The sequence below is a fragment of the Commensalibacter sp. M0355 genome, from assembly GCF_016101365.1.
In the GTDB taxonomy this organism is placed as follows: Bacteria; Pseudomonadota; Alphaproteobacteria; order Acetobacterales; family Acetobacteraceae; genus Commensalibacter; species Commensalibacter melissae.
The window spans coordinates 224125-250118 of record NZ_JACFQQ010000002.1 but is presented as its reverse complement, the minus strand read 5'-3'; the positions used below and the strand labels follow the sequence as shown (position 1 = coordinate 250118).

General features: G+C 38.5%; 28 protein-coding genes. 20 read left to right on the top strand and 8 right to left on the bottom strand.

What is annotated here, in order from left to right; translation table 11 throughout:
* Positions 1-5 precede the first annotated feature (5 nt).
* The 14 genes from ruvC (at position 6) to glmM (ending at position 14252) form a co-directional block, all read left to right on the top strand.
* Positions 6-512, top strand: a complete 507-nt coding sequence (gene ruvC, locus H3T44_RS04935; protein WP_198193336.1) for a crossover junction endodeoxyribonuclease RuvC — start codon at positions 6-8, stop codon at positions 510-512.
* Complete coding sequence (gene ruvA / locus H3T44_RS04930) at positions 509-1135, top strand: Holliday junction branch migration protein RuvA (protein ID WP_155567929.1); 627 nt, start codon at positions 509-511, stop codon at positions 1133-1135. The genes ruvC and ruvA overlap by 4 nt, the downstream gene beginning before the upstream one ends.
* Positions 1132-2190, top strand: coding sequence for a Holliday junction branch migration DNA helicase RuvB (gene ruvB / locus H3T44_RS04925; protein WP_155580231.1), 1059 nt, complete (start codon positions 1132-1134; stop codon positions 2188-2190). Before ruvA ends, ruvB begins: the two co-directional genes overlap by 4 nt.
* 5 nt (positions 2191-2195) lie before the next feature.
* On the top strand, positions 2196-2660 hold the full coding sequence (locus tag H3T44_RS04920) for a YbgC/FadM family acyl-CoA thioesterase (RefSeq protein ID WP_196424922.1): 465 nt from the start codon (positions 2196-2198) through the stop codon (positions 2658-2660).
* 152 nt (positions 2661-2812) lie between these two features.
* On the top strand, positions 2813-3538 hold the full coding sequence (tolQ, locus tag H3T44_RS04915; protein ID WP_155566679.1) for a protein TolQ: 726 nt from the start codon (positions 2813-2815) through the stop codon (positions 3536-3538).
* A 5-nt stretch (positions 3539-3543) separates the two neighbouring features.
* Positions 3544-3999 carry a protein TolR gene (gene tolR / locus H3T44_RS04910; protein ID WP_110438801.1) on the top strand — a complete coding sequence of 152 codons (456 nt, stop codon included), beginning with the start codon at positions 3544-3546 and terminating at the stop codon, positions 3997-3999.
* Positions 4000-4024: 25 nt separating this feature from the next.
* Positions 4025-5026, top strand: coding sequence for an energy transducer TonB (locus H3T44_RS04905; protein ID WP_370552727.1), 1002 nt, complete (start codon positions 4025-4027; stop codon positions 5024-5026).
* A 55-nt stretch (positions 5027-5081) separates the two neighbouring features.
* Complete coding sequence (gene tolB / locus H3T44_RS04900) at positions 5082-6440, top strand: Tol-Pal system beta propeller repeat protein TolB (RefSeq protein WP_198196384.1); 1359 nt, start codon at positions 5082-5084, stop codon at positions 6438-6440.
* 224 nt (positions 6441-6664) lie between these two features.
* Entirely contained in the window at positions 6665-7150 is a 486-nt protein-coding gene (gene pal / locus H3T44_RS04895) for a peptidoglycan-associated lipoprotein Pal (protein WP_110438805.1), read from the top strand.
* Positions 7151-7299: 149 nt separating this feature from the next.
* On the top strand, positions 7300-8238 hold the full coding sequence (locus H3T44_RS04890) for a hypothetical protein (protein ID WP_198196382.1): 939 nt from the start codon (positions 7300-7302) through the stop codon (positions 8236-8238).
* A gap of 14 nt (positions 8239-8252) precedes the next feature.
* Positions 8253-9533, top strand: coding sequence for a tRNA lysidine(34) synthetase TilS (tilS, locus tag H3T44_RS04885; RefSeq protein ID WP_155571796.1), 1281 nt, complete (start codon positions 8253-8255; stop codon positions 9531-9533).
* A gap of 201 nt (positions 9534-9734) precedes the next feature.
* Positions 9735-11708: an ATP-dependent zinc metalloprotease FtsH gene (gene ftsH, locus H3T44_RS04880; RefSeq protein ID WP_155571797.1), complete on the top strand. Its 1974-nt coding sequence runs from the start codon at positions 9735-9737 to the stop codon at positions 11706-11708.
* Between the two features lie 118 nt (positions 11709-11826).
* Entirely contained in the window at positions 11827-12846 is a 1020-nt protein-coding gene (folP, locus tag H3T44_RS04875) for a dihydropteroate synthase (protein ID WP_198196380.1), read from the top strand.
* A 50-nt stretch (positions 12847-12896) separates the two neighbouring features.
* Positions 12897-14252: a phosphoglucosamine mutase gene (gene glmM, locus H3T44_RS04870; RefSeq protein ID WP_198184843.1), complete on the top strand. Its 1356-nt coding sequence runs from the start codon at positions 12897-12899 to the stop codon at positions 14250-14252.
* 9 nt (positions 14253-14261) lie between these two features.
* Here glmM and H3T44_RS04865 read toward each other — a convergent pair whose 3' ends face one another.
* Together H3T44_RS04865 and H3T44_RS04860 are read right to left on the bottom strand one after the other, a co-directional pair.
* Positions 14262-14957, bottom strand: coding sequence for a type 1 glutamine amidotransferase (locus H3T44_RS04865; protein ID WP_198196378.1), 696 nt, complete (start codon positions 14955-14957; stop codon positions 14262-14264).
* Between the two features lie 130 nt (positions 14958-15087).
* Positions 15088-15624: a peroxiredoxin gene (locus tag H3T44_RS04860; RefSeq protein WP_110438811.1), complete on the bottom strand. Its 537-nt coding sequence runs from the start codon at positions 15622-15624 to the stop codon at positions 15088-15090.
* A 116-nt stretch (positions 15625-15740) separates the two neighbouring features.
* On the opposite strand from H3T44_RS04860, the gene H3T44_RS04855 reads away from it, so the two are divergent.
* Positions 15741-16658, top strand: a complete 918-nt coding sequence (locus H3T44_RS04855; protein WP_110438812.1) for a hydrogen peroxide-inducible genes activator — start codon at positions 15741-15743, stop codon at positions 16656-16658.
* Between the two features lie 86 nt (positions 16659-16744).
* Positions 16745-16870, top strand: a complete 126-nt coding sequence (gene ykgO / locus H3T44_RS04850; protein ID WP_110438813.1) for a type B 50S ribosomal protein L36 — start codon at positions 16745-16747, stop codon at positions 16868-16870.
* Positions 16871-16957: 87 nt separating this feature from the next.
* On the opposite strand, the gene H3T44_RS04845 is transcribed toward ykgO, so the two are convergent.
* The 4 genes from H3T44_RS04845 to H3T44_RS04830 all read right to left on the bottom strand — a co-directional run bounded on the left by H3T44_RS04845 (position 16958) and on the right by H3T44_RS04830 (position 20439).
* Complete coding sequence (locus H3T44_RS04845) at positions 16958-17698, bottom strand: OmpA family protein (RefSeq protein ID WP_198196376.1); 741 nt, start codon at positions 17696-17698, stop codon at positions 16958-16960.
* A 58-nt stretch (positions 17699-17756) separates the two neighbouring features.
* A complete protein-coding gene (locus tag H3T44_RS04840) occupies positions 17757-18584 on the bottom strand; it encodes an inositol monophosphatase family protein (RefSeq protein WP_198184981.1) in 828 nt (275 codons plus the stop codon).
* Positions 18585-18754: 170 nt separating this feature from the next.
* Positions 18755-19321, bottom strand: a complete 567-nt coding sequence (gene efp / locus H3T44_RS04835) for an elongation factor P (protein WP_110438815.1) — start codon at positions 19319-19321, stop codon at positions 18755-18757.
* Between the two features lie 86 nt (positions 19322-19407).
* Positions 19408-20439, bottom strand: a complete 1032-nt coding sequence (locus H3T44_RS04830; protein ID WP_198196374.1) for a lysine-2,3-aminomutase-like protein — start codon at positions 20437-20439, stop codon at positions 19408-19410.
* A 105-nt stretch (positions 20440-20544) separates the two neighbouring features.
* Here H3T44_RS04830 and epmA point away from each other — a divergent pair, with 105 nt between their 5' ends.
* Together epmA and H3T44_RS04820 are read left to right on the top strand one after the other, a co-directional pair.
* Positions 20545-21531: an EF-P lysine aminoacylase EpmA gene (gene epmA, locus H3T44_RS04825; protein ID WP_155571803.1), complete on the top strand. Its 987-nt coding sequence runs from the start codon at positions 20545-20547 to the stop codon at positions 21529-21531.
* Between the two features lie 139 nt (positions 21532-21670).
* Positions 21671-22408 (top strand): fasciclin domain-containing protein, encoded by a 738-nt coding sequence (locus tag H3T44_RS04820; protein ID WP_155569083.1) that lies wholly within the window; start codon positions 21671-21673, stop codon positions 22406-22408.
* A 403-nt stretch (positions 22409-22811) separates the two neighbouring features.
* Here the strand turns inward: H3T44_RS04820 and thiE are convergent, their stop codons facing one another.
* Positions 22812-23447 (bottom strand): thiamine phosphate synthase, encoded by a 636-nt coding sequence (gene thiE, locus H3T44_RS04815; protein ID WP_110438819.1) that lies wholly within the window; start codon positions 23445-23447, stop codon positions 22812-22814.
* Between the two features lie 112 nt (positions 23448-23559).
* On the opposite strand from thiE, the gene H3T44_RS09190 reads away from it, so the two are divergent.
* The gene (locus H3T44_RS09190; protein ID WP_370552726.1) at positions 23560-23943 is read left to right on the top strand and encodes a GtrA family protein; all 384 of its coding nucleotides are present in this window, start codon (positions 23560-23562) and stop codon (positions 23941-23943) included.
* Between the two features lie 66 nt (positions 23944-24009).
* Positions 24010-24966, top strand: a complete 957-nt coding sequence (locus tag H3T44_RS04805) for a glycosyltransferase family 2 protein (protein ID WP_198196371.1) — start codon at positions 24010-24012, stop codon at positions 24964-24966.
* Between the two features lie 73 nt (positions 24967-25039).
* Here H3T44_RS04805 and H3T44_RS04800 read toward each other — a convergent pair whose 3' ends face one another.
* Positions 25040-25954: a class I fructose-bisphosphate aldolase gene (locus H3T44_RS04800; protein WP_110438822.1), complete on the bottom strand. Its 915-nt coding sequence runs from the start codon at positions 25952-25954 to the stop codon at positions 25040-25042.
* Between the last annotated feature and the right edge of the window lie 40 nt (positions 25955-25994).

The following is a 25994-nucleotide window of genomic DNA, read 5'->3' as shown; positions in this document are numbered from 1 at the left end:
GAGTTGTGGTTAGAATTCTTGGGATAGATCCCGGTTTACGGTTTACCGGATGGGGGATAATTGATGCACGTGACAACCGTCTTACCTATGTGGCAAGTGGTGTCCTGTCTACGAATAGTGATCATTTTGTTCCTCAACGTCTCTGTGTATTAGCATCAGGTTTGGAAAAACTGATTGGTCTTTATCAACCTGAAGAGGTTGCGGTTGAAGAAACCTATGTCAACCGGAATGGCTCTGCCACCTTGAAGTTGGGATATGCTAGGGGGGTGGCATTATTAGTGCCCGCGCAAAAATATATTAATGTTAATGAATATGGTGCTAAAACAGTTAAGCGTGCCGTGGTTGGAACGGGAGCGGCGACCAAAGATCAGGTATCTGTTATGATTCAGCGTTTATTGCCGGGAGCCAAAATTCCAAGAGCTGATGCAGCTGACGCTTTAGCGATAGCGATTTGTCATGCCCATCATCGGATAAGTCAAATTCGTGTTAATAAAGGAACAATAATGGCATGATAGGACAATTGACTGGGCTTTTGATTGACCAAAATGACAGGGATCGTTGTCTCATTGACGTGAATGGGGTGGGATATGTGGTCTATGTTTCAAGCCGGACCTTATCAAAATTGCCTCGTCCTCCAGAAATTGCCCGTGTATTGATTGAAACCATCGTCAGAGAGGATGCCATATTACTTTATGGATTTGCTGATGGAAAGGAACAGGAATGGTTCAGGCTGCTAACAACGGTACAAGGTGTTGGGGTTCGTATGGCACTGGCGATTCAATCCGTTCTTACGCCGGATGAATTGACTTCGGCCATTATGACAGCTGACAAGGCAAGTTTAATGCGGGCTTCAGGCGTAGGGGCAAGATTGGCTACGCGCATCTTAACTGAACTAAATGGTAAAGTGGCTTCTGGTTCAGATGTGATTAATTCAATTACAATTTCAGGTCAGATAACCGAAAATAATGAGACTAATATTGTTGCAGATGTGTTGCTGGCCCTGGAGGGACTTGGATTTCGTCGAATGGAATCCCAACCAATCGTCGGGCGAGTGATTAAAGGTTTAAAAGAGAAAAATCAACCCCTTCAACTTGATCATATTATTCGAGAAGCTTTACGTGAGTTGGCCCGATGAAGTCTGAAATAAATCGTCCCATAGATGCAACAAAACGTCAGGAAGACACTGTGGAGGTCGCGTTAAGACCTCAATCTTTGGCTGAATTCATTGGACAAAAATCATCACGAGAAAATCTTTCAATTTTTATAGAGGCGGCAAGACAGCGAGATGAGGCGTTGGATCATGTTTTGTTACATGGACCACCAGGGCTGGGAAAAACAACCTTGGCGCAGATTGTTTCCAGGGAGTTGGGGGTTGGTTTTCGTGCAACATCTGGACCTGTAATTCAAAGGGCTGGTGATTTAGCGGCAATTTTAACCAATTTACAACCAAAGGATGTATTATTTATTGATGAAATTCATCGATTGCATCCTTCAATTGAAGAAATTCTTTATCCGGCAATGGAGGATTTCCAGCTTGATTTAATAATCGGGGAAGGGCCTGCGGCTCGATCGGTTCGTATAGATTTGCCCCCTTTTACGCTTGTCGCAGCAACAACACGGTCAGGTTTGCTTGCCACACCTTTGCGGGATCGGTTTGGCATTCCGTTACGGTTGATATTTTATACAACAGATGAACTTAAATTGATTGTTGAAAGAGGTGCCTGTAAGCTTGGATTTGAATTGACTGAAGATGGGGCTGCGGAAATTGCCAGAAGATCTCGTGGGACGCCCAGAATAGCGGGCAGGTTATTACGTCGTGTTCGTGATTTTGCATTTGTCAAGCATAAGAGTGAAAAAGCGGTTGATCGCGAGATTGCTGATGCAGCCTTATCAAGATTGGAGGTTGATCAGCTTGGGTTGGATGCAATGGATCGTCGCTATTTATTGCGTATTGCTGAATTTCATCAGGGTGGACCGGTCGGTGTTGAAACGTTAGCTGCGGCCTTGGCAGAATCAAGGGATACTCTTGAAGATGTTATTGAACCTTTCCTGATCCAGGAAGGGTTGGTTCTTCGTACAAGTCGTGGCCGTGTTTTGGGAGAGAGAGGCTGGCAACATCTTCATCTGAAACCCCCAGCATTATTAAATGCACAATTTGATTTGCTGGATAACGATGTGGTGGAGGAATGAAAATCATGGAGATCATTCCTAGTAATTCATTTGACAAAGGTATAAGTAATCCTGCTTTGGTGAAAGAGGAAGTCAAAACTTACCGGTTCAGGGTTTGTTATGAAGATGTTGATGCGGCAGGTATCGTCTATCATGCCCGTTATTTCGGAATTGCAGATCGCGCTCGGACAGAAAGTATACGACGGTTGGGTGGAACAACCAGTGATTTGTACAAGGATTTCGGCTTGGTTTTGGTTGTGAGGGAAGCCGAGATTAAATTCCGAAAACCCTTGTATATTGATGAATTGGTTATTGTAAAAACAAATATAATCACAACTTTGGGGGCAAGTTGTTGGTTATCACAAGTTTTTTTTCGTAATGAAGAAATTGTGACTGAATTAAAAATTCAGCTGGTTTGTCTGAAGAAGGAAACCTATATGCCAGCTCCTTTTCCAGCAGATTGGAAAAGAATTTTTGCTGCCATGATATAGGCAAACCAGTTCGAATAAATTTTTACTCATTATCAAAACAAGATTGTTTTTATTGGAAAAAAAATATATCAAATGGATATTGGAAAATAATAAATAGTCTCAAGTTATATATGAAATTAAATTGAGTGAGACTAATTGTGCAGGAGGCATTTTTGGATCCATCAATTAATGCAGCAAATCTGGCCACACCATCGGCCAGTTTGTCCCCTTGGGCGCTCTTTGTTCATGCGGCGCTAGTAGTTAAACTTGTTATGATAGGCCTGGTTTGTGCCAGTATTTGGGTATGGGCTGTAATTTTTGATAAATATTTTACCCTCCGTAAGGTTAAACATCAGGCAGATGAATTCGAGGATTTATTCTGGTCAGGTGGGAGTCTTGATGAATTATATGAAAATATTGGGGTGAAACCAACCCATCCCATGGCTGCAGTGTTTAGTGCGGGTATGGGTGAATGGCGCCGATCAGCAAGAATTAATGGAATTGAGATGAGCAGTGAGGGAGTCAAACAGCGAATTGATCGTGCCATGTCAATCACTATTACCCGTGAAATGGAACGCTTGGAAAGATGGGTGACTTTTTTGGCAACAGTAGGGCCGGTGGCACCTTTTATCGGATTGTTTGGAACGGTGTGGGGTATCATGCATGCTTTTGCTTCCATTGCACAATCCAATAACACAAGTTTGGCAGTGGTTGCCCCTGGTATTTCAGAGGCATTATTCGCGACGGCACTGGGTTTGTTGACAGCCATTCCCGCTGTAGTGGCCTATAATTTTGTTAATAACAAGCTTAATTTATTTGCTGAAAGACTTGAAGGTTTTGCAGCTGAATTTAGTGCGATTCTTTCTCGTCAATCTGAAGCAAAAGAAAATCAGGAATAAAATCAATGGGATTTTCTTTAGAGGGTCGAAACAGACGGGGGCGTGGCAGACGTCCACAGGCAGATATTAACGTTACACCGATGGTTGATGTCATGTTGGTTCTGTTAATTATTTTCATGGTTGCGGCTCCTATGATGACAAGCGGAATTAATGTTGATTTACCAAAAACTGCCGCGAAGCCTGTAAATGCAGATACCAAACCGATTACTGTTACAGTCAGGGAAGATGGATCCGTTTATTTGGGAGACAATGTTGTAGATATGAATCAATTGGTGGAGCAGTTGAAAGTCATGTCTCAGAATGATTCTGAACATCGTATCTTTGTTAAGGGAGATCAGCATATCAATTACGGCAGGGTCATGGAAGTGATGGGACGTGTTACAGCTGGAGGATTTACGCATGTCGCGTTACTTGCACAAATGCCTGATACAACATCCAACCCTTCTTCAAAAACGCCATAATTGAGGATTATGTATTTTGCTGGGCATGTACCGTTCTGAGAGAAAAATTTTCAGATGCTCTTTTTTGGCATCAATCGGAACGCATTTTGGGGTTATCGTTCTGGCGATTCTATTATCATGGTTATTTCATTTTGCGCCTCCACCCCCACCCCCTGAAGAAAAACCAGTAGAGGTTGAATTTACAAGCGATAATGCAGGACAAGAAGTTCCTGCTAAATCGGAGCAAGATTCCCCGAACCCGAATGCGCCTGCATTAGAAAAACTGGATGCTCCACCTGCGCCAACACCTACTAAAACTGAACCTGTCGAAGAAACGCCTCCACCTCCGCCTCCACCTCCGCCAATGCCCCCTCCACCTGATGCGGTTGCAAAAATGGAAAAACAGGATTCGATTTTACCTAAAGCTGTTGAAACCCCCGCACCTGCAGAGGTAACGTTACCACCTACTGTTTCACCATTGGCATCCTCTTCAAATTCTCATGTTCCATCCCCACCATCACCAATGCCTATGCCCACTGCGTTACCTCAGGTGCAGAATTTCTCTCGATTGACAAAAATGGAAAAAGCAAAAAAAGAAATTCCTGATACACATTCACTTGAATCGACGTTGGATGCCTATCAAGCTGACCAGAAACAAACACATCCTCCCAGAGCCAAAGCAAATCCTAGACAGGGAGGGGCTCCTAATGGTGGTGGAGCGAGAAATGGCGATATCACAAGAGGGCTTTCAGCAGGTCAGCAGGGGAAAATAGCGGCATCTGTTCGTCGATGTTATGTTGAAGACACAGCAGCAAAAGATTATGCTAATTTTGTGGCACATTTAATTGTAACAATTGATGCTTCAGGAGAGGCTAGAATAGTTAAATTTGATTCAGTGACTCAGACAAAAATGAATGCTGATTCAACATATAGGGCATTAGCAGAACGGGCAAGGGACGCCGTGTTAAGTCCTGTATGTTCAAAATTGCCGATACCTTCAAATCTGTTGGGAAAGACGGGTCAGATTCGTTTTGTATTCCGTCCATAATTATGTCTAAATTTGTAAGTTAATATGCATTATCAATAATAGGGAAAATAGGATTATGCGCTCAATAATTTCTGATAATGATGCTGATATTTTACGGGATGTTTTAATTCCTCGCCGAAAAATTTTGTATGGATGTGTAGCAGGTGGAATTGTGGCAACACCTTTATCATCTGCATTTGCGCAGCAAGCTGGCGGTGCAGATGAAATTACAGTTGATCGGGCAAGAAACGAGCCTATCCCTATTGTTATTCCTGATTTTGGTTCTGGGAATGGCGGTGCCATAACTCAGGTATTAACGGATGACTTGAATAATACAGGATTATTTCGAGTTATTAGTAGTACATCACCAACCTCTACACCTGATTTTGCCGCCTATAAAGCCATGGGTGCTCGTGCTATCGTGACTGGATCAGAGGTGAATGGGCGAGTTGAATTTCGGCTATGGAATGCGTTGACCGGTGAACAGATTCAGGGAACAGCCTATTCGATTTCCGGGTCAGGTGCTATAAGTGAGGATCTTCGTCGTGTTTCCCATATGATAGGGGACGTTATTTATGAGCGTTTATTGGGGGATAAGGGATATTTCAATACACGAATTGCATATGTTGCACAGACCGGCCGCCGGTCAGATCCCACAAAACGTCTGGCAATCATGGATTATGACGGTGCTAACAGTCGAATCTTAACCAGCGGGCGCTGGCTTGTCTTGACGCCCCGATTCAGTCCTGTTTCTAATCAGATAGCATTTATGTCTTATGTCAATAACCGTCCTCGAGTTTACTTGTTTGATCTTCAATCAGGCAGACAAAGAATTTTGGGAGATTTTTCGGGTATATCTTTTGCACCGCGTTTTTCGCCTGATGGAAGGTCTGTCATTATGTCTGTAACAAGGGGAGGAGGTTCTGATCTTTATTCTGTTGATCTGGGTTCGGGCAGCAAACGTCAATTAACCAGTTCCGGGGCTATTGATACGAGCCCTTGTTATAGTCCTGATGGATCTCAAATTGTTTTTTCTTCAGATCGGGGTGGAAGACAGCAATTATACATAATGAGTGCCACTGGTGGTGGAGCCCGACGTATTTCTTATGGAAACGGTAGTTATGCAGGCCCCGTATGGTCACCAAGAGGTGACCTTATTGCGTTTGTGAGAATTGGCGGCGGTGGATTCTCATTGGGTGTTATGGCGCCTGACGGTACTGGAGAAAGAATTTTAACCCAAGGTTTTACTGTCGAAAGCCCAACATTTTGTTCAAATGGCCGTGTTATGGCGTTCTGTAACCAATCGTCTGCCGGTGCGCGTGGAAGCGGTTTTTCTTCATCCATCAAGATGATTGATGTTTCCGGTTTTCATGAGAGAAGCATTCCTACATCAACGATGGCGATGGATCCTTCTTGGTCTTCTGGCAACAGTTAAAATAAATTTTGGAAATAAAATAAAATTATTGCGGTAAAAAATTCAATTTTTGCTAAAATCGCTTGTGTATTTAACTTGTTTAGATATAAATGAAAGACTAGGATTGAAATTGATATGTCTTTCATAAAATAAGACTTTTTGGATTTTGATTTTGATTTTTTTAGGCAATATTTACCAACATAAAAGTTGAGAAAATAGAAAGCCGTTTTGTAGGAATACATACAATGAATATAAAGCTTATTAGTGCTTTTGGTGCTGCGTTATTACTAGCAGCATGTTCTGGCGGAGATCATAAAGGTGCGACAACCGGTAATGGTGGTGGAACACAAGCTCCAACCGTGAGCGGTCCAGTTCCTGGAAGTCAAGCTGATTTAGTTGCTAATGTTGGTGATCGTGTTTTCTTTGAATTCAATTCAAACAAATTAACGGATGATGCTCGCGCAACCTTGAATCGTCAGGCTGATTGGTTGAAAAAATATCCAAATGTCCAGGTCATGATTGCCGGTAACTGCGATGATCGCGGCACAGAAGAATATAATATTGCATTAGGGTCTCGCCGCGCAAATGCAGCTCGGGATTATTTGGTATCCTTGGGCGTTGCATCAGATCGTATGACAACCATCTCATATGGTAAGGATAAACCTATTGCTGAAGGTGACAACGAAGAAGCATGGTCACAGAACCGTAATGCGACTACTTCAGTTCGTTAATTCCTAGCTCGATAACTTTTCAATAAAAGCCGGTAATACGTATATACGTTATGCCGGCTTTTTGTTATGTAATGTAAAAGAACGTAATTTATAAATGGTTAAAGCTTTTTGAATTTATTATCAAATGAGGGATAGTAAAGGGTTTGGCAATGATAACGAAGCAAAAATATTCAAGAATTTCTAATTTACTTTCAATTGATCATCCAAAGGTCAAAGGAAGTATAACAGTTTTATTTCTATCAATTATGATTTGTCCTTTTTACAGTAATGCCCAGGAAAATAACAGTCGTCAGGTTATTGCGCTACAAAACCAGGTCGCACAATTAAAATCGCAAATCAGCCAGCTTCAGGCACAGAATACTAATTTTAATGATGATTCTGATAATTATCGTAAAAAAAGGCATAAAGATAAAGATGAGGATGATAGTTTATCAACAAATAACGGTTTACTTCCCGATTTAGTTAGCCGGATAAACAATCTAGAAGATCAGCAAAGGGTTATGAGGGGCGAAATTGATGATTTGTCAAACCAATTGAAAACTCAAAACGATCTTATCAATAAGAAAATTGATGATATGAATTTTGCTGCTGGTCGTGGAGGCGCTTCCAATGGTTCTTCAGATGATGTGGTAACTGATTCAAAAAGTGAGGTTTCTAAAAAATCATCAATTTCGGATGATTCAAGAACAATTAAATCTGTAAAACCTGAAACAGGTTCAACCTTGAGAGATGGTCAACAGGCATTGTTGAATGGTAATTTTCAGATCGCAGAATCCATCGCCCAAAAAATTTTATCCACGCCTGAAGGTGCCAAGTCCCCTAGTGCACGATATTTGCTGGCTCAGGCTCAGGCTGGACAAGGAAATTTCAAGGCTTCATCAGTAAATTATTATGCTGTTTATAAAAATTTTCCTAAATCTCCCAAGGCTCCATCTGCTTTGTTGGGTGTAGGATATTTAATGTTAAAAAATGGCAAGGTTCAGGAAGCTTGTCAGGCTGTAAGTCTGCTTCATAGTAAATATCCAAATGTTTCAACCCAGGTGAAATCTTCTGCCTTGAATTTAAGTCGTAAAGCTAAATGTTCTTGATTTGTTAAATCTGTATGGATGATATTTTAAAACCTGTATCCCAAGATGAATTTAATTCTTGTATTGAGTCATTGGGACCTTGGGGTAATGATGATGAAAAGTTGCCACCCATTGTATTGGCTGTATCTGGTGGTGCAGATAGTTTGTGTCTTGCATTGTTGGCATCCCGTTGGCGACGAAATGTATTTGCTTTAATTGTAGATCATGGAATTCGGTCAAATTCGGCTATAGAGGCAGCACTTACACAAGAAAGATTGAAGGATCTTGGAATTGAATCAAAAGTTCTGACATTAGATAATCTAAAACCTGGAGCCGCATTGGAAGAAAGAGCGCGTATTGAGCGTTACAAAATATTAATTCAGACATGTTGTAAAATGGGAAGCATAGATTTGCTTTTGGGTCATCATGCTGGGGATCAGGCGGAAACTGTACTGATGCGAATACGTGCCGGAAGTGGTGAGGATGGGATTGCCGCTATGGCTGCTATTACGGATTTGCCGCAGATAAGGTTAATAAGACCTTTACTATCGATTGCACCACAACGTTTGAGAATAACCTTAAGACAGGAAGGGATTATATGGGTCGAGGATCCATCCAATCAGGATCTAAAATTTCAGAGAAATCAGGTGAGAAAGGAATTGTCATCGGCCTGGGCATCTTCAGGATCTGTCTCAATACTATTACATCGCTCGCGGGAAGAGAGTAAAAAAAGAATGAAAAAAGATCAGGATCAGGCTGTTTTTGTTACAGAAAACATTTTGATCAGATCAGAAGGATTTGCTTATTTTTCCACCAAAGGTATGGATGAAAGAACGTTGGGTGCTTTAATCAGAACAATTTCCGGTTCTGTTTATGCACCCTTGCAGAAATCAATTAATCGGCTTGTTCAATCAATGCGCAAAGTTACTCTTGGTGGCGTACAGATTATGCCAGCTGGAAGGTTGGGAAATGGTTGGTTGATGATTAGAGAGGCAACTGTTATTGAAAAGGCAAAAATGGCTCGGTCAAATACGATTTGGGATTATCGTTTCCGAGTTATTATGCCAGAATATGATATTAGTGATAAAGTTACGATTGCTGCATTGGGTAAAGCTTACAAACAGTTTTCATGTAGAGAGGGATTGCCTGTTTGCATTTTGAAAACATTACCTGCTTTTTGGTATAATGATAAATTATTGGCTGTACCTCATTTGGGAATATATTCGGACGAGTCCGTGAAAGAATGGGATATTGTTTTCCAGCCTAGACAATCCTTGACACAAAGTCATCTTTTTTCGACCACAAAATTAGCTTAATTATGTAATTATGTTTATAATAAATCGGTTTAAATTCAATATTTTTAAGGAAAAATATTTTTTAGGGTAGGAAAGATTTGTTTCAGTTCTTATGTTATTAAGTAAGAGATAAATTGTAATATGAAGAATATAAAATGATATATATTAAATATTCTTTTTTTAAAAACGTGTTTATCCTAAAACATGGAAATATAAAGTAGAATGAAAAATTTTGGGCGTAATTTAAGTTTATGGATACTCGTTATTGTATCAGTAATGTTAGTGGTTGGATATTTTCGACCAAGCAGTAATGTTGTTGTGGACAATCAAGTTAGCTATTCTAAATTCCTGGGCGATGTTAACGCTGGAAATGTTAAATCAGTTGTCATACAGGACCGGTATTTAACTGGAACAAGTCAGGATGGCAAGAAATTTCAAACCTATTTGCCAACACAGGATACTTCGCTTTTATCAACCCTCACTGACCATAAAGTTACAATAGAGGTTAAACCTGTAGATAATCATCCAAATCTTTTTTGGCAGCTTGTGTTGAATTTATTGCCAACCTTGCTGATTATCGGTTTATTTATTCTTCTCATGCGCAATATGCAAAGCGCAGGGGGAAAGGCAATGGGATTTGGTAAATCCAAGGCCCGTTTGCTGACTGAAAAACAGGGACGTGTCACGTTTGCGGATGTGGCGGGAATTGATGAAGCTAAAAGCGAGCTGGAAGAAATTGTTGAATTCCTTAAAGATCCACAAAAATTTCAGCGGTTGGGTGGCAGAATACCAAAAGGGGTCTTGTTGGTTGGCCCTCCTGGAACGGGGAAAACCTTATTGGCGCGTGCGATTGCTGGTGAGGCAAATGTTCCATTTTTTACAATTTCAGGTTCTGATTTTGTAGAAATGTTTGTTGGAGTGGGGGCTTCTCGTGTTCGAGATATGTTTGAACAGGGTAAAAAAGCTGCTCCCTGTATTATTTTTATCGATGAAATTGACGCTGTTGGACGTCATCGTGGTGCCGGTCTCGGTGGTGGTAATGATGAGCGAGAACAGACTTTAAATCAGATGCTGGTTGAAATGGATGGATTTGACAGCAATGAAAGCGTAATTCTCATAGCCGCAACGAACAGACCTGATGTTTTGGATCCAGCATTGTTACGTCCAGGAAGATTTGATCGTCAGGTTGTTGTGCCTAATCCTGATGTCGGTGGTCGTGAAAAAATCCTTCGCGTACATATGAAAAAGGTTCCGTTAGCATCTGATGTTGATCCAAGAGTAATTGCCCGTGGAACACCAGGTTTTTCTGGTGCTGATCTTGCAAATCTTGTTAATGAGGCGGCTTTGTTGGCTGCACGGTTAAACCGTCGAACAGTATCGATGCTGGAATTTGAAAATGCCAAAGACAAGGTCATGATGGGTTCAGAACGTCGTTCACTGGTCATGAGTGAAGATGAGAAAAAAATGACCGCTTATCATGAAGGCGGACATGCCATTTGCGCATTATTTACTCCTGGATGTGATCCAGTACATAAGGCTACAATTATTCCACGTGGACGCGCATTGGGAATGGTGATGAGTCTACCGGAAGGCGATCGCTATTCAAAAAGCAAATCGAAATGTTTGGCTGAACTGGTTCTTGCCATGGGTGGACGTTGTGCCGAATCAATGATTTTTGGTCCGGAAAATGTTTCAAACGGTGCATCTGGCGATATCAAAATGGCGACGGATCTTGCACGACGGATGGTTACTGAATGGGGTATGAGTGAAAAAATTGGACTTGTTTCTTATGCTGAAAATGAACAAGAGGTTTTTCTCGGTCATTCCATGGGACAAGGTAAAAATATTTCTAGTGAAACCGTTCATGAAATAGAAGCCGAAGTTAAACGTTTGATTGATGATGCACATAAACGTGCAACAGCGTTGTTAGAAGAGCACAGGGAAGATCTTGAAAGATTGGCTCAAGGTCTTTTGGAATATGAAACTTTAAGTGGAGAGGAAATTAGACAGGTTCTTCGTGGTGAAAAAATTGAACGTAGCCTTGTTGATGACACGACAAAAAAATTGAGATCATCAATCGATGTGGCTCATCATTCAGGTGATAATGTTGGTTCTGATGAAATAAAAAAGGATGATGCTGGTCATGCTGATAATCCTGTTCCTGCAACAGGTGTTAATTTTGAGGAACATAACTAGGGTTTTAATTTTATGGATTAAAACTATTTTTTTAAGTGAAAAGAATATATTCTTTTCACTTATTTTGTTTGAGATTGATATTAGATGACACTGTCATGATTATAGCGTTAAGAATGATATGATTATAAATCCTACAGGATTTTTATTTGGAAATTCAGCCCGGTTTGCAATCAAAAATGAGCTTGCATTACCTTTTGCAGGTCAAGAAAAAAAAGTTGCCTTTTCAATGATTGAGATAATTGAGAATCAAAAACTGGAAATTGGGTATGTTAAAGATTGTTTTCATTCACCCTTATATTCTAATCAGATAAGAAAAATAACAACTGCCTCACCTCTGGCTGGATTGCCTGAAGGTTCTCTAATTATGGGTATACTGAATGTAACGCCTGATAGTTTTAGCGATGGTGGCAAACATTATTCAAGTTCAACTGCTATTCGGGCCGCTCATAAAATGGTTGAGGATGGTGCGACAGTAATCGATATTGGTGGTGAAAGTACACGACCTGGCTCTCAACCTGTTTCAACTGAAGAGGAATGTCGTAGAATTATTCCTGTTGTTAAAGCATTAAAAGGATGTGGTGCCTATTTGTCTGTTGATACGCGTCATGCTGAAACAATGAAATATGCCTTAGATGCAGGAGCTGATTTAATTAATGATATTTCTGCTCTTGATGATAGGGAAAGTGCACAGGTTATTTCTCAGGCTCAATGTCCTGTGATTTTGATGCATATGCGTGGAAACCCCCAGACAATGCATCAATATAAGAATTACAACAATGTTTTGGTTGATGTTTTTGCAGAGTTGCAAAGAAAAATTCAAAAAGCGGTAAATGCAGGTATTCGTCGTGAAAATGTAATACTTGATCCAGGTATAGGTTTTGCAAAGAATAATTTTCAAAATATGGAACTTTTAAAAAAATTCGCCGCTTTTGCTAACTTAGGTTGCCGTTTGCTTCTAGCAGTCTCCAGAAAACGTTTTATTAGGGAAGTTGCTGGAAAAATGAATTTTGAGGAATATGATGCCGCTACCATGATAGCGTCATCTCCAGCATTTTATTTTGGAAATTCAATTATTCGTGTTCACAATGTGCCCGCTGCGGTACAAAGCATAAAAATGTGGCAGACTTTATATGGCTGATTTCTGTCATATCAATTGTGATGTTTTATTGTTTAACATGGGAAAAGTTAATGAAAAATCATAGATTACTTTTTGGAACAGATGGAATTCGTGGTACAGCCAATAGTGATCCTATGACGGTAGAAGTGGCACAGAAGCTTGGCCAAGCTGCAGGATTGATGTTCATGGCTGGAAAAGACCATAGAAGACATCAAGTTTTGATCGGAAAAGATACACGTTTATCAGGCTATATGATTGAAAGTGCCTTGGTTGCCGGTTTTTTATCGGCAGGAATGGATGTGATTCTGGTTGGTCCGATGCCTACGCCAGCGATTGCAATGTTGACTCGCTCCTTGCGTGCTGATCTTGGGGTTATGATTTCTGCATCACATAATCCATTCCAAGATAATGGAATAAAAATTTTTAACAGAGATGGATTTAAGCTTTCCGATGCACAGGAGCTTGAAATTGAAGCTATGATGCGATCTGATTTGTCAGGTCAATTGGCTGGTAATGAACATATTGGTCGGGCCGTACGTCTGGATGATGCAGCAGGTCGCTATATTGAGCATGCAAAGGCTTCTTTTCCCCGTGGGTGTCGCCTTGATGGTTTGAAAATCGTTATTGATTGTGCAAATGGTTCCGCTTATCATGTGGCTCCCAAGGCATTGTGGGAGTTGGGCGCAGAAGTTATATCGCTTGGATGTAAACCGAACGGTTTAAATATTAATAAAAACTGTGGCTCAACACATCCAGAAACGTTAATCAATTCTGTGTTGGAGCATAAGGCTGATTTGGGAATAGCTCTTGATGGCGATGCTGATCGTATGCTGTTGGTTGATGAAGAGGGCAAGCTTATCGATGGTGATCAGATTCTGGCTTTAATTGCATCTTCCTGGGATAGAAAGAAGATGCTCCAAAATCATTCAATTGTAGCGACAGTGATGTCCAATATGGGACTCGAGCAGTTTTTGGATGATACCGGAATTCAATTAACGAGAACCTGTGTAGGTGATCGTTATGTTGTTGAAAAGATGCGTCAACTTGGATGTAATGTTGGAGGGGAACAGTCTGGGCATATGATCCTTTCTGAATTTTCAACGACCGGTGATGGTCTTATTGCTGCATTGCAAGTATTGGCAGTTATTATTGAAGAGGGTAAAAAAGCAAGTGAAGTATGTAGAATGTTTATGCCGTTCCCTCAAAAGTTATATAATATTCGTTTTAACGGAAAAAACCCTTTAAATACCGAAGCAGTTAAAAAGGTCGTAAGGGATTCGGAATTGAAATTGGGTAAAGAGGGAAGGGTCCTTCTAAGGAAAAGTGGGACAGAACCCTTGATTCGTATTATGGTTGAGGCAAAAGATAATCAGCTTGTGGATCTTGTGTTACAGCAATTAAAACAAGTGATTGAAAATAATATCTAGGTATTGACTTTATGTAGTTAAATATGAAAGCAGGTTGTCTATTATTTGATGATTTATTGAATAATGTTCCTTTGGGACAGAAAGTATCTCTTTTATGCTTTGAACGAAAGGAGAGAGGGTTTTATCCTGATCATAACAATTTTCAATCATGTTTTGAATCATTGTTAAAGTCATTTCCGGATGGAACTGTAATCCAATTACATTATTCTTTATCATAAAGGCCTGATGTGGGCAACCTTGACTAAATGCGAGTAATTTGGCATGTGCTGGAATATCAAATTGTTCACCATGCCATAAAAATGTGACAAAATTTTCAGGCCATTTGATTTTCTTACTCTCCTTGGATTGCATTACCTGAATAGGAAACCAACCAATTTCTTTATGCTTAGCGATTGTAATATGGGCATCATAAACGTCAGCAATTAATTGAGCCCCCAAACAAATGCCTAGAGTTGGAATATTTTTATTTATTAAGTTTTTAATTAATTGTTTTTCTTTTGATAACCATTTATATTTTTTTTCATCATGAACACTCATGGGACCACCCATGATAATTAAAAGATTGATGTTATAGGAAAGAGGAATGTTTTTTTCATCCATTTCGTACAATTTCAAAATAATTGTTTCATATTGATGTATTTTTAGCCAATCAAGAATATAACCCGGTGTCTCAAAAGAAGCATGCTGCAAGATTAATGCCTTCAAGATTGTTTCCTTTGGTATGAATGTTTATGTTAAAAATTTTGATGAATTATAATAATATTATTGGTAAATTGAAACAAAAAAGCCTCTTGATATGAGATCAAGAGGCTTTGATGATTTATCAATGGATAAACTAAAGAGTTTTATCCCCTTTGTGCCAGCTGCAAGGACAAAGCCCCCCGTTTTGCAAAGCATCAAGAATGCGGAGGAATTCTTCTGGATTGCGACCAACAGACAGGTCATTTGCACTGACGTGACGGATAATCCCTTCTGGATCAACAATATATGTCGCTCTTAAATCAACACCAGCTTCATAATGAAGAATACCTAATGCTGCAGAAAGTTCACGCTTGTTGTCAGCCAACATTGGAATCTTCAGATTTTTTAAAGTTTCATTATGAAGACGCCAGTTTAAATGAACATATTCAGAGTCAATCGATACACCGTAAACAGCAGTGTTACGTTCTGAAAATTCTGTTTCCATGTCGCTAAAAGCCGCGATTTCCGTTGGGCAAATGAATGTGAAATCCATAGGCCAAAAGAAAAATAATTTCCATTTACCCTTGTCGCTTTGATTATTGATCGTTATAAATTCTCCATTCAGTCCATCAGGACCAGCAGGAACAGTTGTAAGACTAAAAGACGGAAATTGATCACCAACAGTCAACATATTATTTTCTCCTAATAAAATAACATTATAAAATTTTTTTGGTTCCTCTATTAATATGTGTAAAAAATGCTAATATTTCAAATGAAATATTTAGTAATGAATGATTGAAAAAAACGATGGAAGCACTCCCTTCGCCGCAACAATTACGTTATCTTATTGCATTGTCAGAATTACATCATTTTGGTCGTGCGGCAAATGCCTGCTCTGTCACACAGTCAACATTATCTGCAGGAATTTTAAGTTTAGAACGTCAGTTGAATGTCTCTATATTGGATAGAACAGCGGGAAAAAGGGTTGTATTTACACCATTGGGACAGGAAATAGCTGAACAAGCAAGAATTGCATTACAGGGTTTGGAAACGGTTCGTGAAATGGTAAGTTTTGCGCATGAACCACTTTCCTCTTCTTTGAGGCTTGGAATCATTCCCACAATTGCACCTTATATTTTATCTTTTTTGGTTAGGGAAATTCGGAAAACCTATCCAAAACTAACTTTGACTATTCAGGAAGATATAACAGAAAATCTAATGGAAAAATTATTCATTGGATATCTCGATTTATTGATTATTGCAATGCCCTGTTCCTGTGGAGGTGCGGATACCTATGCGCTTTATAAAGACAAATTCTATTTAATAACACCCAAGGATCATGTCTTAGCCTCTTTGGATAGGGTGTCATTACATCAGATTGATCCAAAAGAAATTATAATGTTGCAAGATGGTCATTGTTTACGCGATCAGACCATTGATATGTGTCGACAAAGTCAGACCATGAAAGCGGTCAACGATTTCAGCAACAATTTTGTCGCCTCTTCTCTGGATACGGTAATAAGTATGGTTGAAGTCGGTTTGGGAATTGCATTTATTCCCGAAATGGTTATTAAATCCGGTGCAATAGTAAACAAGGATGTAGCTGTCTGTTCTTTAGAGGGAAATCCAGCCTGGAGAACAATTGGCCTGGCCTGGCGTAGAAATTCATTGAGATCGGCAGAATTCAAGCAATTTGAAAAAGTTTTCCAAAAGCTTAAACTTTAGAAAATAATCGCTTTGCATTTGACATTTTTTAATTTTTCTTTATATAAAAAGGGACTTTTGTATTTATTGCCTGGGATGAATTAATTATGAAAATCAGAAATAGTTTACGTTCTGCGAAACTCCGCGATAAAGATTGTCGCATTGTTCGCCGTCATGGAAAAGTATATGTAATCAACAAGAAAAATCCGCGTATGAAAGCACGTCAAGGTTAGTTCTAAATTTGTTTTACTTTTTACAATCCTCTGTTTAAGAGGATTTTTTATAGAATATACAATTCAAACAGTATGCGTTTAAAAAAGTTATTTTTTGTCTTTTACTAAATCTGAACGTACCATTTCAACATAATCTGGATTTGCATTTGTATTTGATTCCGGTATGCCTTTTGCAATCAAATAAATGCGAGTGGCCGGAATACCCTGATTAATTAAGACAGCACGTATAGTAAGCCCACGATTTAAGGCGTTTCTTCTTGGTGTAGATATATCATCAACAGTTCCATGACTATATGCATTAAGGTAAATCTGAACGTTAGGATTCCGCTTAAGTACATTAGCCATATCCATTACCGTTTTCATCATTATTTCGTTTAATTCAGATTCATCTCCCTTAAAATTAATGATGGTGTGTTGATCATTAACCACGACATTTCCTTGGACTTTAGGATTAATCTTAGGCATGGCAGGAGAGGCTGGTGGATGTAAAGGTACGTTTAACTCTGGATCTCTAAAAACAGGGTTGGGAGGTGGGGAATTGGGAATTGACGGGATGGCAGCTTGTGTTTGTTTTGGCTTTGACGGCGTAATTTTGGCAGGATTTGTTGGTTGTTTTGTGTGTTTGGAAATAGAAGTTGCTTTTTTATTTTTTGTCGATTTTGGTTGGATATTTTTTGCAGGACCTAGATTATTCAAGGCTGAATTATTGACACTAACCTGGGCAAAAATCATGTTATTCCAAGAGGAAAACAATACGGTTGAAAATATGGTCAAATAATAAAGATGCTTTTTTTTTAGTGCTGGTGCAGAAGATGATAAAAAAAACATTGACGAATTCTCAACCTGTTAGAATAAAAGAATAACTAAAATTAATTATCATTAATTATCAAGGTTTGGAAATGTTTTCTAATATTGTCTCCCTAATTTTAGGGAAAAGTGCTGCATTTCCTGCAACGGTATTAACGGACATTTTTAGATCATCTAATGGATTTCCTTCAGGATCGGTTACATATCCGCCCGCTTCCTTGACCAATAGAATTCCTGCGGCAACATCCCAGGGTTTTAAATCCATTTCCCAAAAACCTTCATAACGGCCTGCTGCAACCCATGCTAAATCCAGGGCAGCGGCACCATAGCGTCTTATGCCTGCAATTTTTGGCATAACTGATTTAAGGATTTTTACAAATTTTTCCTGTTTATTAATGTCGGAAATGGCAAAAGGAATGCCAGTGGCAAGTACAGCCTGAAACATGTCTCGTCGAGAGGAAACGCGAAGGCGACGTTCATTCAGAAAAGCACCGACACCCTTTTCAGCCCAAAACATTTCATTGGCAACCGGGTTATAAATAACGCCGGCAACGATTTCAACCTGCCCTTTATCATTACGTTTCTGAAGGCCTATGGAAATTGCCCAATGTGGTATTCCATGTAAAAAATTAGTTGTTCCATCAAGAGGATCAACAACCCAGCGCCAGTTCCAGTTATCTCCCCCAGAAGCACCGCTTTCTTCCATAAGAAAGGCATATCCAGGTCTCGCCTTACTGAGTTCTGTTTTAATAGTCGATTCGGCCTTTAGGTCTGCCTGTGATACGAAGTCCCCGGGACCTTTGACACTCACTTGCAACATCTCAACTTCATTAAAATCACGAAGAAGCGTGCGTGCAGCTTTTTGTGCTGCATTCTGCATTACGGTCATATGAGGGGAAAGTCGAATCGCCATTAATTTTTCCTAGAATTTACAAAAGGCATTTGAATTTTTCAGTTAGTATTTAACCTAACTTAATAATGCAAATTTAAAAAGATGTCTTTCTTAATTGACTAAGATTTGACATCTTTTCTTTAGATCAAAATAAAAATGGTTTAGGTTTAAAACTATAAAAAAGCCTAATTTTTTGCTCTTTCAACATAGCTACCATCTTCTGTTCGCACAACGATTTTTTCTCCAGCCTCGATAAAAGGGGGAACCATTGTTTTTACACCATTGGATAACATGGCGGGCTTATAGGAAGAACTTGCTGTTTGACCTTTTACCACAGGTTCGGCCTCAACAATTTCCAAGGTTACCTGAGGGGGCAATGTGACGGAAATGGGATCGCCCTCAACCAAATTGACTATGACCTTCATATTATCCTGCAGAAACGCAACCTGATCCCCAAGTATATCTTTTGGCAACATAAATTGTTCAAAAGTTTCCGGATCCATGAACACAAGATTATCACCATCTTCATAAGAGTAATTATATTCCTTGTCTTCGGTTAACAGACGTTCGACGGTATCGGCAGTACGCCAACGTTCATTGGTTTTGTTGCCTGTTTTAAGATCACGCATTTCGACTTGAATAAAGGCACCGCCTTTACCAGGTGTGATGATTTGCTGCTTAAGGACAGACCACCGACGTCCATCATGTTCAATAACCTGACCTGCACGGATTTGGTTTGCCTGTTGTTTCATAATACTCTCTGATGATTAAAATACTAAAAAGACGGTTTATCGTTCTTTTTATATAAAATGGACTAGGCGTTGCTGCAAGATATAATTTAAATTTTATGATTATGATTTTTAGGGTCAAGAATCGAGGATGGTTTTTCGGGATCATAATAGTCTGGTCCCAATGGAACTTTTCCATACCCTCCAGGAATATCAAGAACATAAGTAGGCCAAGCTATACCTGTAACGCGCCCTCTTAATGCACGAAGTAATTCCTGTCCATTATTAATGGGTACATAAAATCGATTGGTGCCAGGCGCTTTATCCAGCTGATGTAAATAATAGGGCTTTATCCGCCATTCAACAAAAGATCTTAATAGGTTTTCCAGCGTTTCAATATTATCATTCACATTTTTCAATAATACGGATTGGCTAAGAAGAGGTATCCCTCTCGAGAGCAAACTGCGAATGGCCTTGAATGCGTAAGGTGTGAATTCAGCTGGATGATTGGCATGAACAACGATCCATAGCGCCTTGTCTGTGTCCAGACTCTCAATAAAGATCTTGTCCATAAGAGAGGGTGCGGAAAAAGGGACACGTGTATGAATCCGTATGGTTGAAACATGCGGTATGTTATTTATTTTTTGTATAATCAGTTTCATTCGACGTGGCGAAAGAATAAAGGGGTCGCCCCCTGAAAGAATAACTTCACGAATTTTGGAATGTTTTTCAATCCATTGAAGTGCTGCAATCAATTCCCTGTCATTAAGTAAACCGTGATCTGGGCCAACATGTTCCCTGCGGAAACAGAAGCGGCAATAGACAGGACAAATCTGTAGAGGTTTCAATAATACACGGTCTTCATAACGATGAACAATCCCTTTGATTGGTGATAATGCTTCATCTCCAATGGGATCATGCATTTCATCCGGGGTAATTTTCAATTCATCAGGATGAGGAATGTATTGTAGACCGATTGGGTTGGGGTCATTCTTTTCAAAATCATGAATAAGATTCACCATTTCAGGAGAAATGGCGGTGGCATAAAACTGTTCCAATTCTTGCAGAGGCTTTCTAATGGTTTGATCAATTAGCCTGGAATCAATTAAATCCTGAACATTTCGAAGTGTTTTTGATGTCATGAATTTTTTCTTGCTTTGAAGAGGAAAGCTTTTATTTAATTTAAATTGTTACATATTTAAAGACATAAATAAATTTCTCAACATAATAAGGAACCCTGCAATATTATGTCTGATCTTAGAGTATCGATAGCCGATCGTTTACCTTTATTGAAACGTCGTCAATGGATCATGAAATCCATTCGCAGTTTTTTTGATGCTCGAGGATACATGGAAATTGAAACGCCTTATTTGGTCAAAACTCCTGGGGAGGAAGTCCATTTACATCCGTTTCATTCGGTATATGAAACTCCCCAAGGAGAAAAATACAATCTCTTTCTTCATACCAGTCCAGAATTTTCCATGAAGAAGGTAATGGCAGAAATTCATCAGCCTATTTTTCAGTTGGCACGGGTTTGGAGAAATCAAGAGGGAGGTAATATTCATTCATCAGAATTCACGATGTTGGAATGGTATAGACCTAACTGTTCCCTTGGTGATCTTATGGATGAAACAGAATTGCTGTTAAAGAGGTTATTGCCACCTTATATTGATTATAATCATTACAAGCTTGATTTTACCAAACCGTTTCAACGTCTGACAATTCAACAAGCCTTTGAGATTTATGTTGGTATTGACTTGCTTGATCTTCCTGAAGATGTTGCCTTATTGGCAAAGGCGGCAAAGGTTGATGCAAGGAATAATGAAACATGGGAAGATTTGTTCTTTCGTCTTCTATTGGAAAAAGTCGAACCGAATATAGGAAGACAAAATCCAACGTTCCTGACCCATTGGCCTTTAAGCCAAGCAGCTCTGGCAAAAAAGGATCCCTTGGATCCGCGGGTGGCTTTGCGATTCGAATTATATGCAGGAGGTCTGGAACTGGCAAATGCATTTGAAGAATTGACCGATCCACTGGAGCAGAGAAAAAGATTTGTTTACGATCGTCAGCGTCGTTCTGAATTATATCCTGAAATGAAATATTGGGAGATGGATGAGGAATTATTGCTTTCGCTTGAAAAATTACCTGTGTGTTCGGGAATTGCCATGGGTGTAGATCGATTGGTCATGTTGGCAACAGGTGTGACCAATATACAGAATATATTATGGGTATGAATAACGTAGTTTTATTGATAGAAATAAATGATTGAATGCTTGTCGAAATGTTTATTACAAGTTAAATCATAGAGATATTATGTCTAAAGTTTATTAAGCGCTGGCAAGAGTAAGAATTTAATATAAGGATTTTGACAGGATGAGACATTTAAACGTTGGTAATTGGGCTGATAAAAATTATTTAAAAAAAATTTCAATTCGAATTTGTGGTTTTATAGGACTACTCTCATTAGTTAATTGTTCCAATAGTGGTGTCCCCGAGCATGAACGAGAATGTCAATGGCATGGGAGCCCATCCTGGTATTGCCGTCATACTGCCAAAGTTGATACATATTATACGAAAGGGAGCACAAAACTTTATTTTATTCCTTCTTACAATAATGTTAAAGAATTTCCAGTGCCCAATATGCCTGTTTATGCTGACGAATCATTGGATCAAACAGTAAGAGCCTCTATCGTGTTGGCGGATTATACGGCGGCATTGCGGAAAACAGGTCTGTTATCGATTATTGAACGTCGGGGTCCCTATACGCTTTTTGCAGTACCAAATGCACCAATGGAAAAGCCTAAATTTTTTGTGAATGGTTCATTGATGGACGTTCAGAATGAATCTTATTTGAAAAGATTGATGGGGTATACAATAGTGTTTGGAAGTTATTCACCTGAATATCTTAAAAAACTGGTATTGCAACATAATGGAACTTACACTCTAACAACCTATTATAATGATCCATTATATATTTCCTTGGACGATACCAAACAGCAATTGATAGTTAAAAACAAGGTTGGAGAGAGAAATAAAATCTGGGTAAATGGTATTCCCCAGGCCAATGGTTTCATATATGTGACTCAGGATTTACTGAATGTTGTTCCATAACTGGAATAAATTTTGTAAATCGCAATAAAAGGGATGAAAGTCATTTTCAAATATAGGTTCGTATTATTTTTTTTATATAGTTTTCTATATTTCTTTCCCTTTCATTGCGTGGTCATGCTAGATTCAGACCGATCATGATACACGTTAAAAAATTGAACAGATAATACACAATCCTTGTTTAATAATTTTTGATAAAAGAACAGTAATTTATCAAGTTTCAGCATTATATTTAACAGTTCATAATTATGATTTCAGAAGTGATTTAATTCGTATTGGATATTCTTCCTCTTAAAAAGCTGGATGTTGCTTATGTCGGTATTATTAGAAAAAAAACGAATTTTTTTAGTTAATAATTTTATCCAAGATAATTGCAGATTTATTTTTATTACTAATTATAGAATGGTTATTCTTGCTCAGCCTCGTTTATAGATTTTAACATTTCTTTGATTCCTTGGGCTGGACCTTCAGCATGTCCCCATACAGCATTTATAACTGCAAGAAAGTCTGCGCCAGCCTTTACAAGGGGTTTGCAATTTTCAGGTGTAATGCCGCCAATTGCAACTACAGGAAGTTCCATTAATTCTGACCACCATTTTAAGAGTTCAACAGGAGTGCGAATTTCTGTATTTTTGGTTGGTGAAGGAAAAAAGGCGCCATAGGCAATATAATCAGCGCCACTTTCACCAGCTTGCATTGCCAAGTCTTTACTGTCGTAACAGGAAACACCTAATTGTAAATGATCCCCAACAATTTGTCGGGCTTGTTGTATAGGCATATCTTCCATACCTATATGAACACCGTCACATTCAAATTTTTTTGCCAGATCTGGACGGTCATTAAGTATAAAAGCAATATCACGTTCCTGAACGACAGGTTTAAGAATTTCAATTGCTTGGCATATTTCAAGGTCCGTGACGTTTTTTAAACGAAGTTGAACAGCAGCAATAGGTCCGGCTTCAAGGGCTTCAACTAGTAAGGGTTTAAATTTTTCTGGATTAAGTTGGGGTGGTGTTAATAAGTATAACTGGCAATTAGACATTATCTTGTTAATTCGATATTGGATTGTTTTTGATAAAAAGATAGGTTAGAACCTGTTTAATAAAAAGATATAGATATGTATAGAGAATAAATAATGTTCCATTTCTGTTTTAATGAAAATAATGTTGGTCACTTTTACTAAATATATCGTTGTTGGAATAGCGAATACCCTCTTAACTTTAGGTATTAGTTTTATTCTTATATATTTTAAAGTCAATTTGTATTTGGCTAATATTATTGGATATATTTTTGGTTTTATTTTAAGTTTTATATTAAATTCATTATTTACTTTTTCAGTACAATTGACTGTTTTAAGGTTTTCAAAATTTTTTATAACTTTTTTATTTTGTTATTTTTTAAACTTCTTAGGGATGAAAATATTCTTAGATTATTTTTTGATCTCTTCTAATTTAAAAGCCTATTTTGCCCAATTGATTGGAATGGTCGTTTATACTTTGAATAGTTTTTTTATTAATAAATTCTGGGTCATGAAATAAATAATACATTGATGTTATTGTATGAGAATGGAAGATAAAAGGGATTTTTATAAAGCGGGGTGAAATATGGACAAAGAAACAATTCCCTCATTAGCTCTGATCGTGCCTTGTTATAACGAATCGGATATATTTAAACATAGTTTAAATATTTTAAAAAACTTTCTCAATTGCCTGGTTGAAGAAAAAAAAATCAGGGAAAATAGCTATATTCTTTTTATTGATGATGGAAGTGAAGATGATAGTTGGCAGCAAATTAAACTGGCTTCACGTGAATTATCCTGTGTAAGAGGAATAAAATTATCCAGAAATTGTGGGCATCAAGTTGCACTGATAGCGGGTTTATCTTCGGTTGATACGGACATATGTATCAGTATCGATGCAGATTTGCAGGATGATATACAATGTATAGACAAAATGGTTGAAAAATATAAACAGGGATTTGAAATTGTTTATGGCGTCAGAAAGGATCGTTCCACGGATACTGTATTCAAAAGAGGAACCGCAACTTTATTTTATCAATTAATGGAAAAAATGGGGGTTGAACAAATTGCCAACCATGCGGATTATCGTCTGTTAAGTTATCGTGCTTTGCAGAGTCTACTGAAATTCAAAGAACGTAATATATATATACGTGGTTTGATACCTTTACTTGGTTACAAACAAGCCAGGGTCTATTACACAAGAAGTGAACGTCTGGCGGGTGAATCAAAATATCCATTGAAGAAGATGTTGGGACTTGCACTAGAAGGGATTACCTCTTTTTCAATAATACCTTTGAGAATAATTTGTTTTATTGGATTTATAACTTGTTTTATTTCACTAATTGCAATTGGCTATATATTGACTGAAAAAATGATGGGTTATGTTGTTCAGGGTTGGGCTTCTGTTCTTATATCAATCTTTTTTTTAGGTGGAGTGCAACTTTTTTCTTTGGGAATTATAGGTGAATATATTGGAAAAATTTATATGGAAGTAAAAAAGCGTCCCAAATTTTTTATTGAAGATACTATAATGAAAGGATAATAAATTATTAATTAAAAAAAAGCGTTTTAATTATGTAATAAAACGCCTTTATATTATATGCAAACTATAGTTATTATTTTTTAAAGATATCAACAAGTTTATTTAAAATTTCTAAGGCTTCATGACGTGGGCGCTGAAAGACATTACGTCCAATTATAGCTCCGTTTGCACCGCCATCTTTTAGTGATTGATATGTTTCTAAAAGATTTTTTTCCGAGGTATGGGTTCCGCCTGAAAAAATAACCAATCGACGTCCGGCAAAAGCGGATTGCATGATATGTTCAGTGCGTTTGGTTAAACTGGAAATGTCAATTTTTTCTTTTTCATACACTTTTTTGGCTTCAGGCAAATGTAGATGAGCCGTGGGTGGCTTAATTTTAATAATATGGGCACCCATTTGAGCGGCAATATGTGCGGCATAGGCACAGACATCAATGGCGGTTTCACCATCTTTATCCAGTGAGGGGCCGCGTGGATAACTCCAAATGACTGAAATTAATCCAACGGATTTTGCTTCCTCAATAATTTCCTGAAGATTTCTCATCTGATCATAAAAATAATCACTTGCGGGATATATTGTATATCCGATACCGACACAACCTAAACGGAGAGCTTCCTTAACTGAACCTGTTATTCCCTGATTTTTTGCATTGTTCAGGCAATTTGCATTGTTAAGTTTAAGAATGGTTGGGATTTGATGGGCATAGATGCCGGCCCCACATTCCAACGCTCCCAATGGAGCAGCATAAGCGTTCAATCCTGCGTCAATGGCAAGTTCATAATGATAATGAGGATCATAGGCCGCTGGATTGACAGCGAATGATCTTGCTGGTCCATGTTCTACCCCTTGATCAACAGGGAGAATAATAAGTTTGCCTGTTCCCGATAGTTTACCGTGCATTAACAACCGTGCAAGATTACGTTTTGTTACCGGGCTATCACTTTCGTAATTATTAAGAATATGTTTAATTTGAGGGGTTAGTTTCATTGTTAGACCTAAAAACAAATCATTAGAGAAGTGAAAAATT

What these genes read in the sequence shown, in the direction of transcription:
- tilS (WP_155571796.1), top strand. Translation starts at nt 8,253, where the DNA reads ATGGATGATATTTTAAAACCTGTATCCCAAGATGAATTTAATTCTTGT.
- H3T44_RS04830 (WP_198196374.1), bottom strand. Translation starts at nt 20,439, where the DNA reads ATGACATCAAAAACACTTCGAAATGTTCAGGATTTAATTGATTCCAGG.
- H3T44_RS04845 (WP_198196376.1), bottom strand. Translation starts at nt 17,698, where the DNA reads ATGTTTTTTTTATCATCTTCTGCACCAGCACTAAAAAAAAAGCATCTT.
- H3T44_RS04905 (WP_370552727.1), top strand. Translation starts at nt 4,025, where the DNA reads ATGTACCGTTCTGAGAGAAAAATTTTCAGATGCTCTTTTTTGGCATCA.
- H3T44_RS04805 (WP_198196371.1), top strand. Translation starts at nt 24,010, where the DNA reads ATGGACAAAGAAACAATTCCCTCATTAGCTCTGATCGTGCCTTGTTAT.
- H3T44_RS04860 (WP_110438811.1), bottom strand. Translation starts at nt 15,624, where the DNA reads ATGTTGACTGTTGGTGATCAATTTCCGTCTTTTAGTCTTACAACTGTT.
- tolB (WP_198196384.1), top strand. Translation starts at nt 5,082, where the DNA reads ATGCGCTCAATAATTTCTGATAATGATGCTGATATTTTACGGGATGTT.
- H3T44_RS04920 (WP_196424922.1), top strand. Translation starts at nt 2,196, where the DNA reads ATGGAGATCATTCCTAGTAATTCATTTGACAAAGGTATAAGTAATCCT.
- ftsH (WP_155571797.1), top strand. Translation starts at nt 9,735, where the DNA reads ATGAAAAATTTTGGGCGTAATTTAAGTTTATGGATACTCGTTATTGTA.
- ruvB (WP_155580231.1), top strand. Translation starts at nt 1,132, where the DNA reads ATGAAGTCTGAAATAAATCGTCCCATAGATGCAACAAAACGTCAGGAA.
- H3T44_RS09190 (WP_370552726.1), top strand. Translation starts at nt 23,560, where the DNA reads ATGAAAATAATGTTGGTCACTTTTACTAAATATATCGTTGTTGGAATA.
- H3T44_RS04855 (WP_110438812.1), top strand. Translation starts at nt 15,741, where the DNA reads ATGGAAGCACTCCCTTCGCCGCAACAATTACGTTATCTTATTGCATTG.
- H3T44_RS04800 (WP_110438822.1), bottom strand. Translation starts at nt 25,954, where the DNA reads ATGAAACTAACCCCTCAAATTAAACATATTCTTAATAATTACGAAAGT.
- thiE (WP_110438819.1), bottom strand. Translation starts at nt 23,447, where the DNA reads ATGTCTAATTGCCAGTTATACTTATTAACACCACCCCAACTTAATCCA.
- epmA (WP_155571803.1), top strand. Translation starts at nt 20,545, where the DNA reads ATGTCTGATCTTAGAGTATCGATAGCCGATCGTTTACCTTTATTGAAA.
- H3T44_RS04890 (WP_198196382.1), top strand. Translation starts at nt 7,300, where the DNA reads ATGATAACGAAGCAAAAATATTCAAGAATTTCTAATTTACTTTCAATT.
- efp (WP_110438815.1), bottom strand. Translation starts at nt 19,321, where the DNA reads ATGAAACAACAGGCAAACCAAATCCGTGCAGGTCAGGTTATTGAACAT.
- folP (WP_198196380.1), top strand. Translation starts at nt 11,827, where the DNA reads ATGATTATAAATCCTACAGGATTTTTATTTGGAAATTCAGCCCGGTTT.
- tolR (WP_110438801.1), top strand. Translation starts at nt 3,544, where the DNA reads ATGGGATTTTCTTTAGAGGGTCGAAACAGACGGGGGCGTGGCAGACGT.
- pal (WP_110438805.1), top strand. Translation starts at nt 6,665, where the DNA reads ATGAATATAAAGCTTATTAGTGCTTTTGGTGCTGCGTTATTACTAGCA.
- glmM (WP_198184843.1), top strand. Translation starts at nt 12,897, where the DNA reads ATGAAAAATCATAGATTACTTTTTGGAACAGATGGAATTCGTGGTACA.
- ykgO (WP_110438813.1), top strand. Translation starts at nt 16,745, where the DNA reads ATGAAAATCAGAAATAGTTTACGTTCTGCGAAACTCCGCGATAAAGAT.
- ruvA (WP_155567929.1), top strand. Translation starts at nt 509, where the DNA reads ATGATAGGACAATTGACTGGGCTTTTGATTGACCAAAATGACAGGGAT.
- H3T44_RS04820 (WP_155569083.1), top strand. Translation starts at nt 21,671, where the DNA reads ATGAGACATTTAAACGTTGGTAATTGGGCTGATAAAAATTATTTAAAA.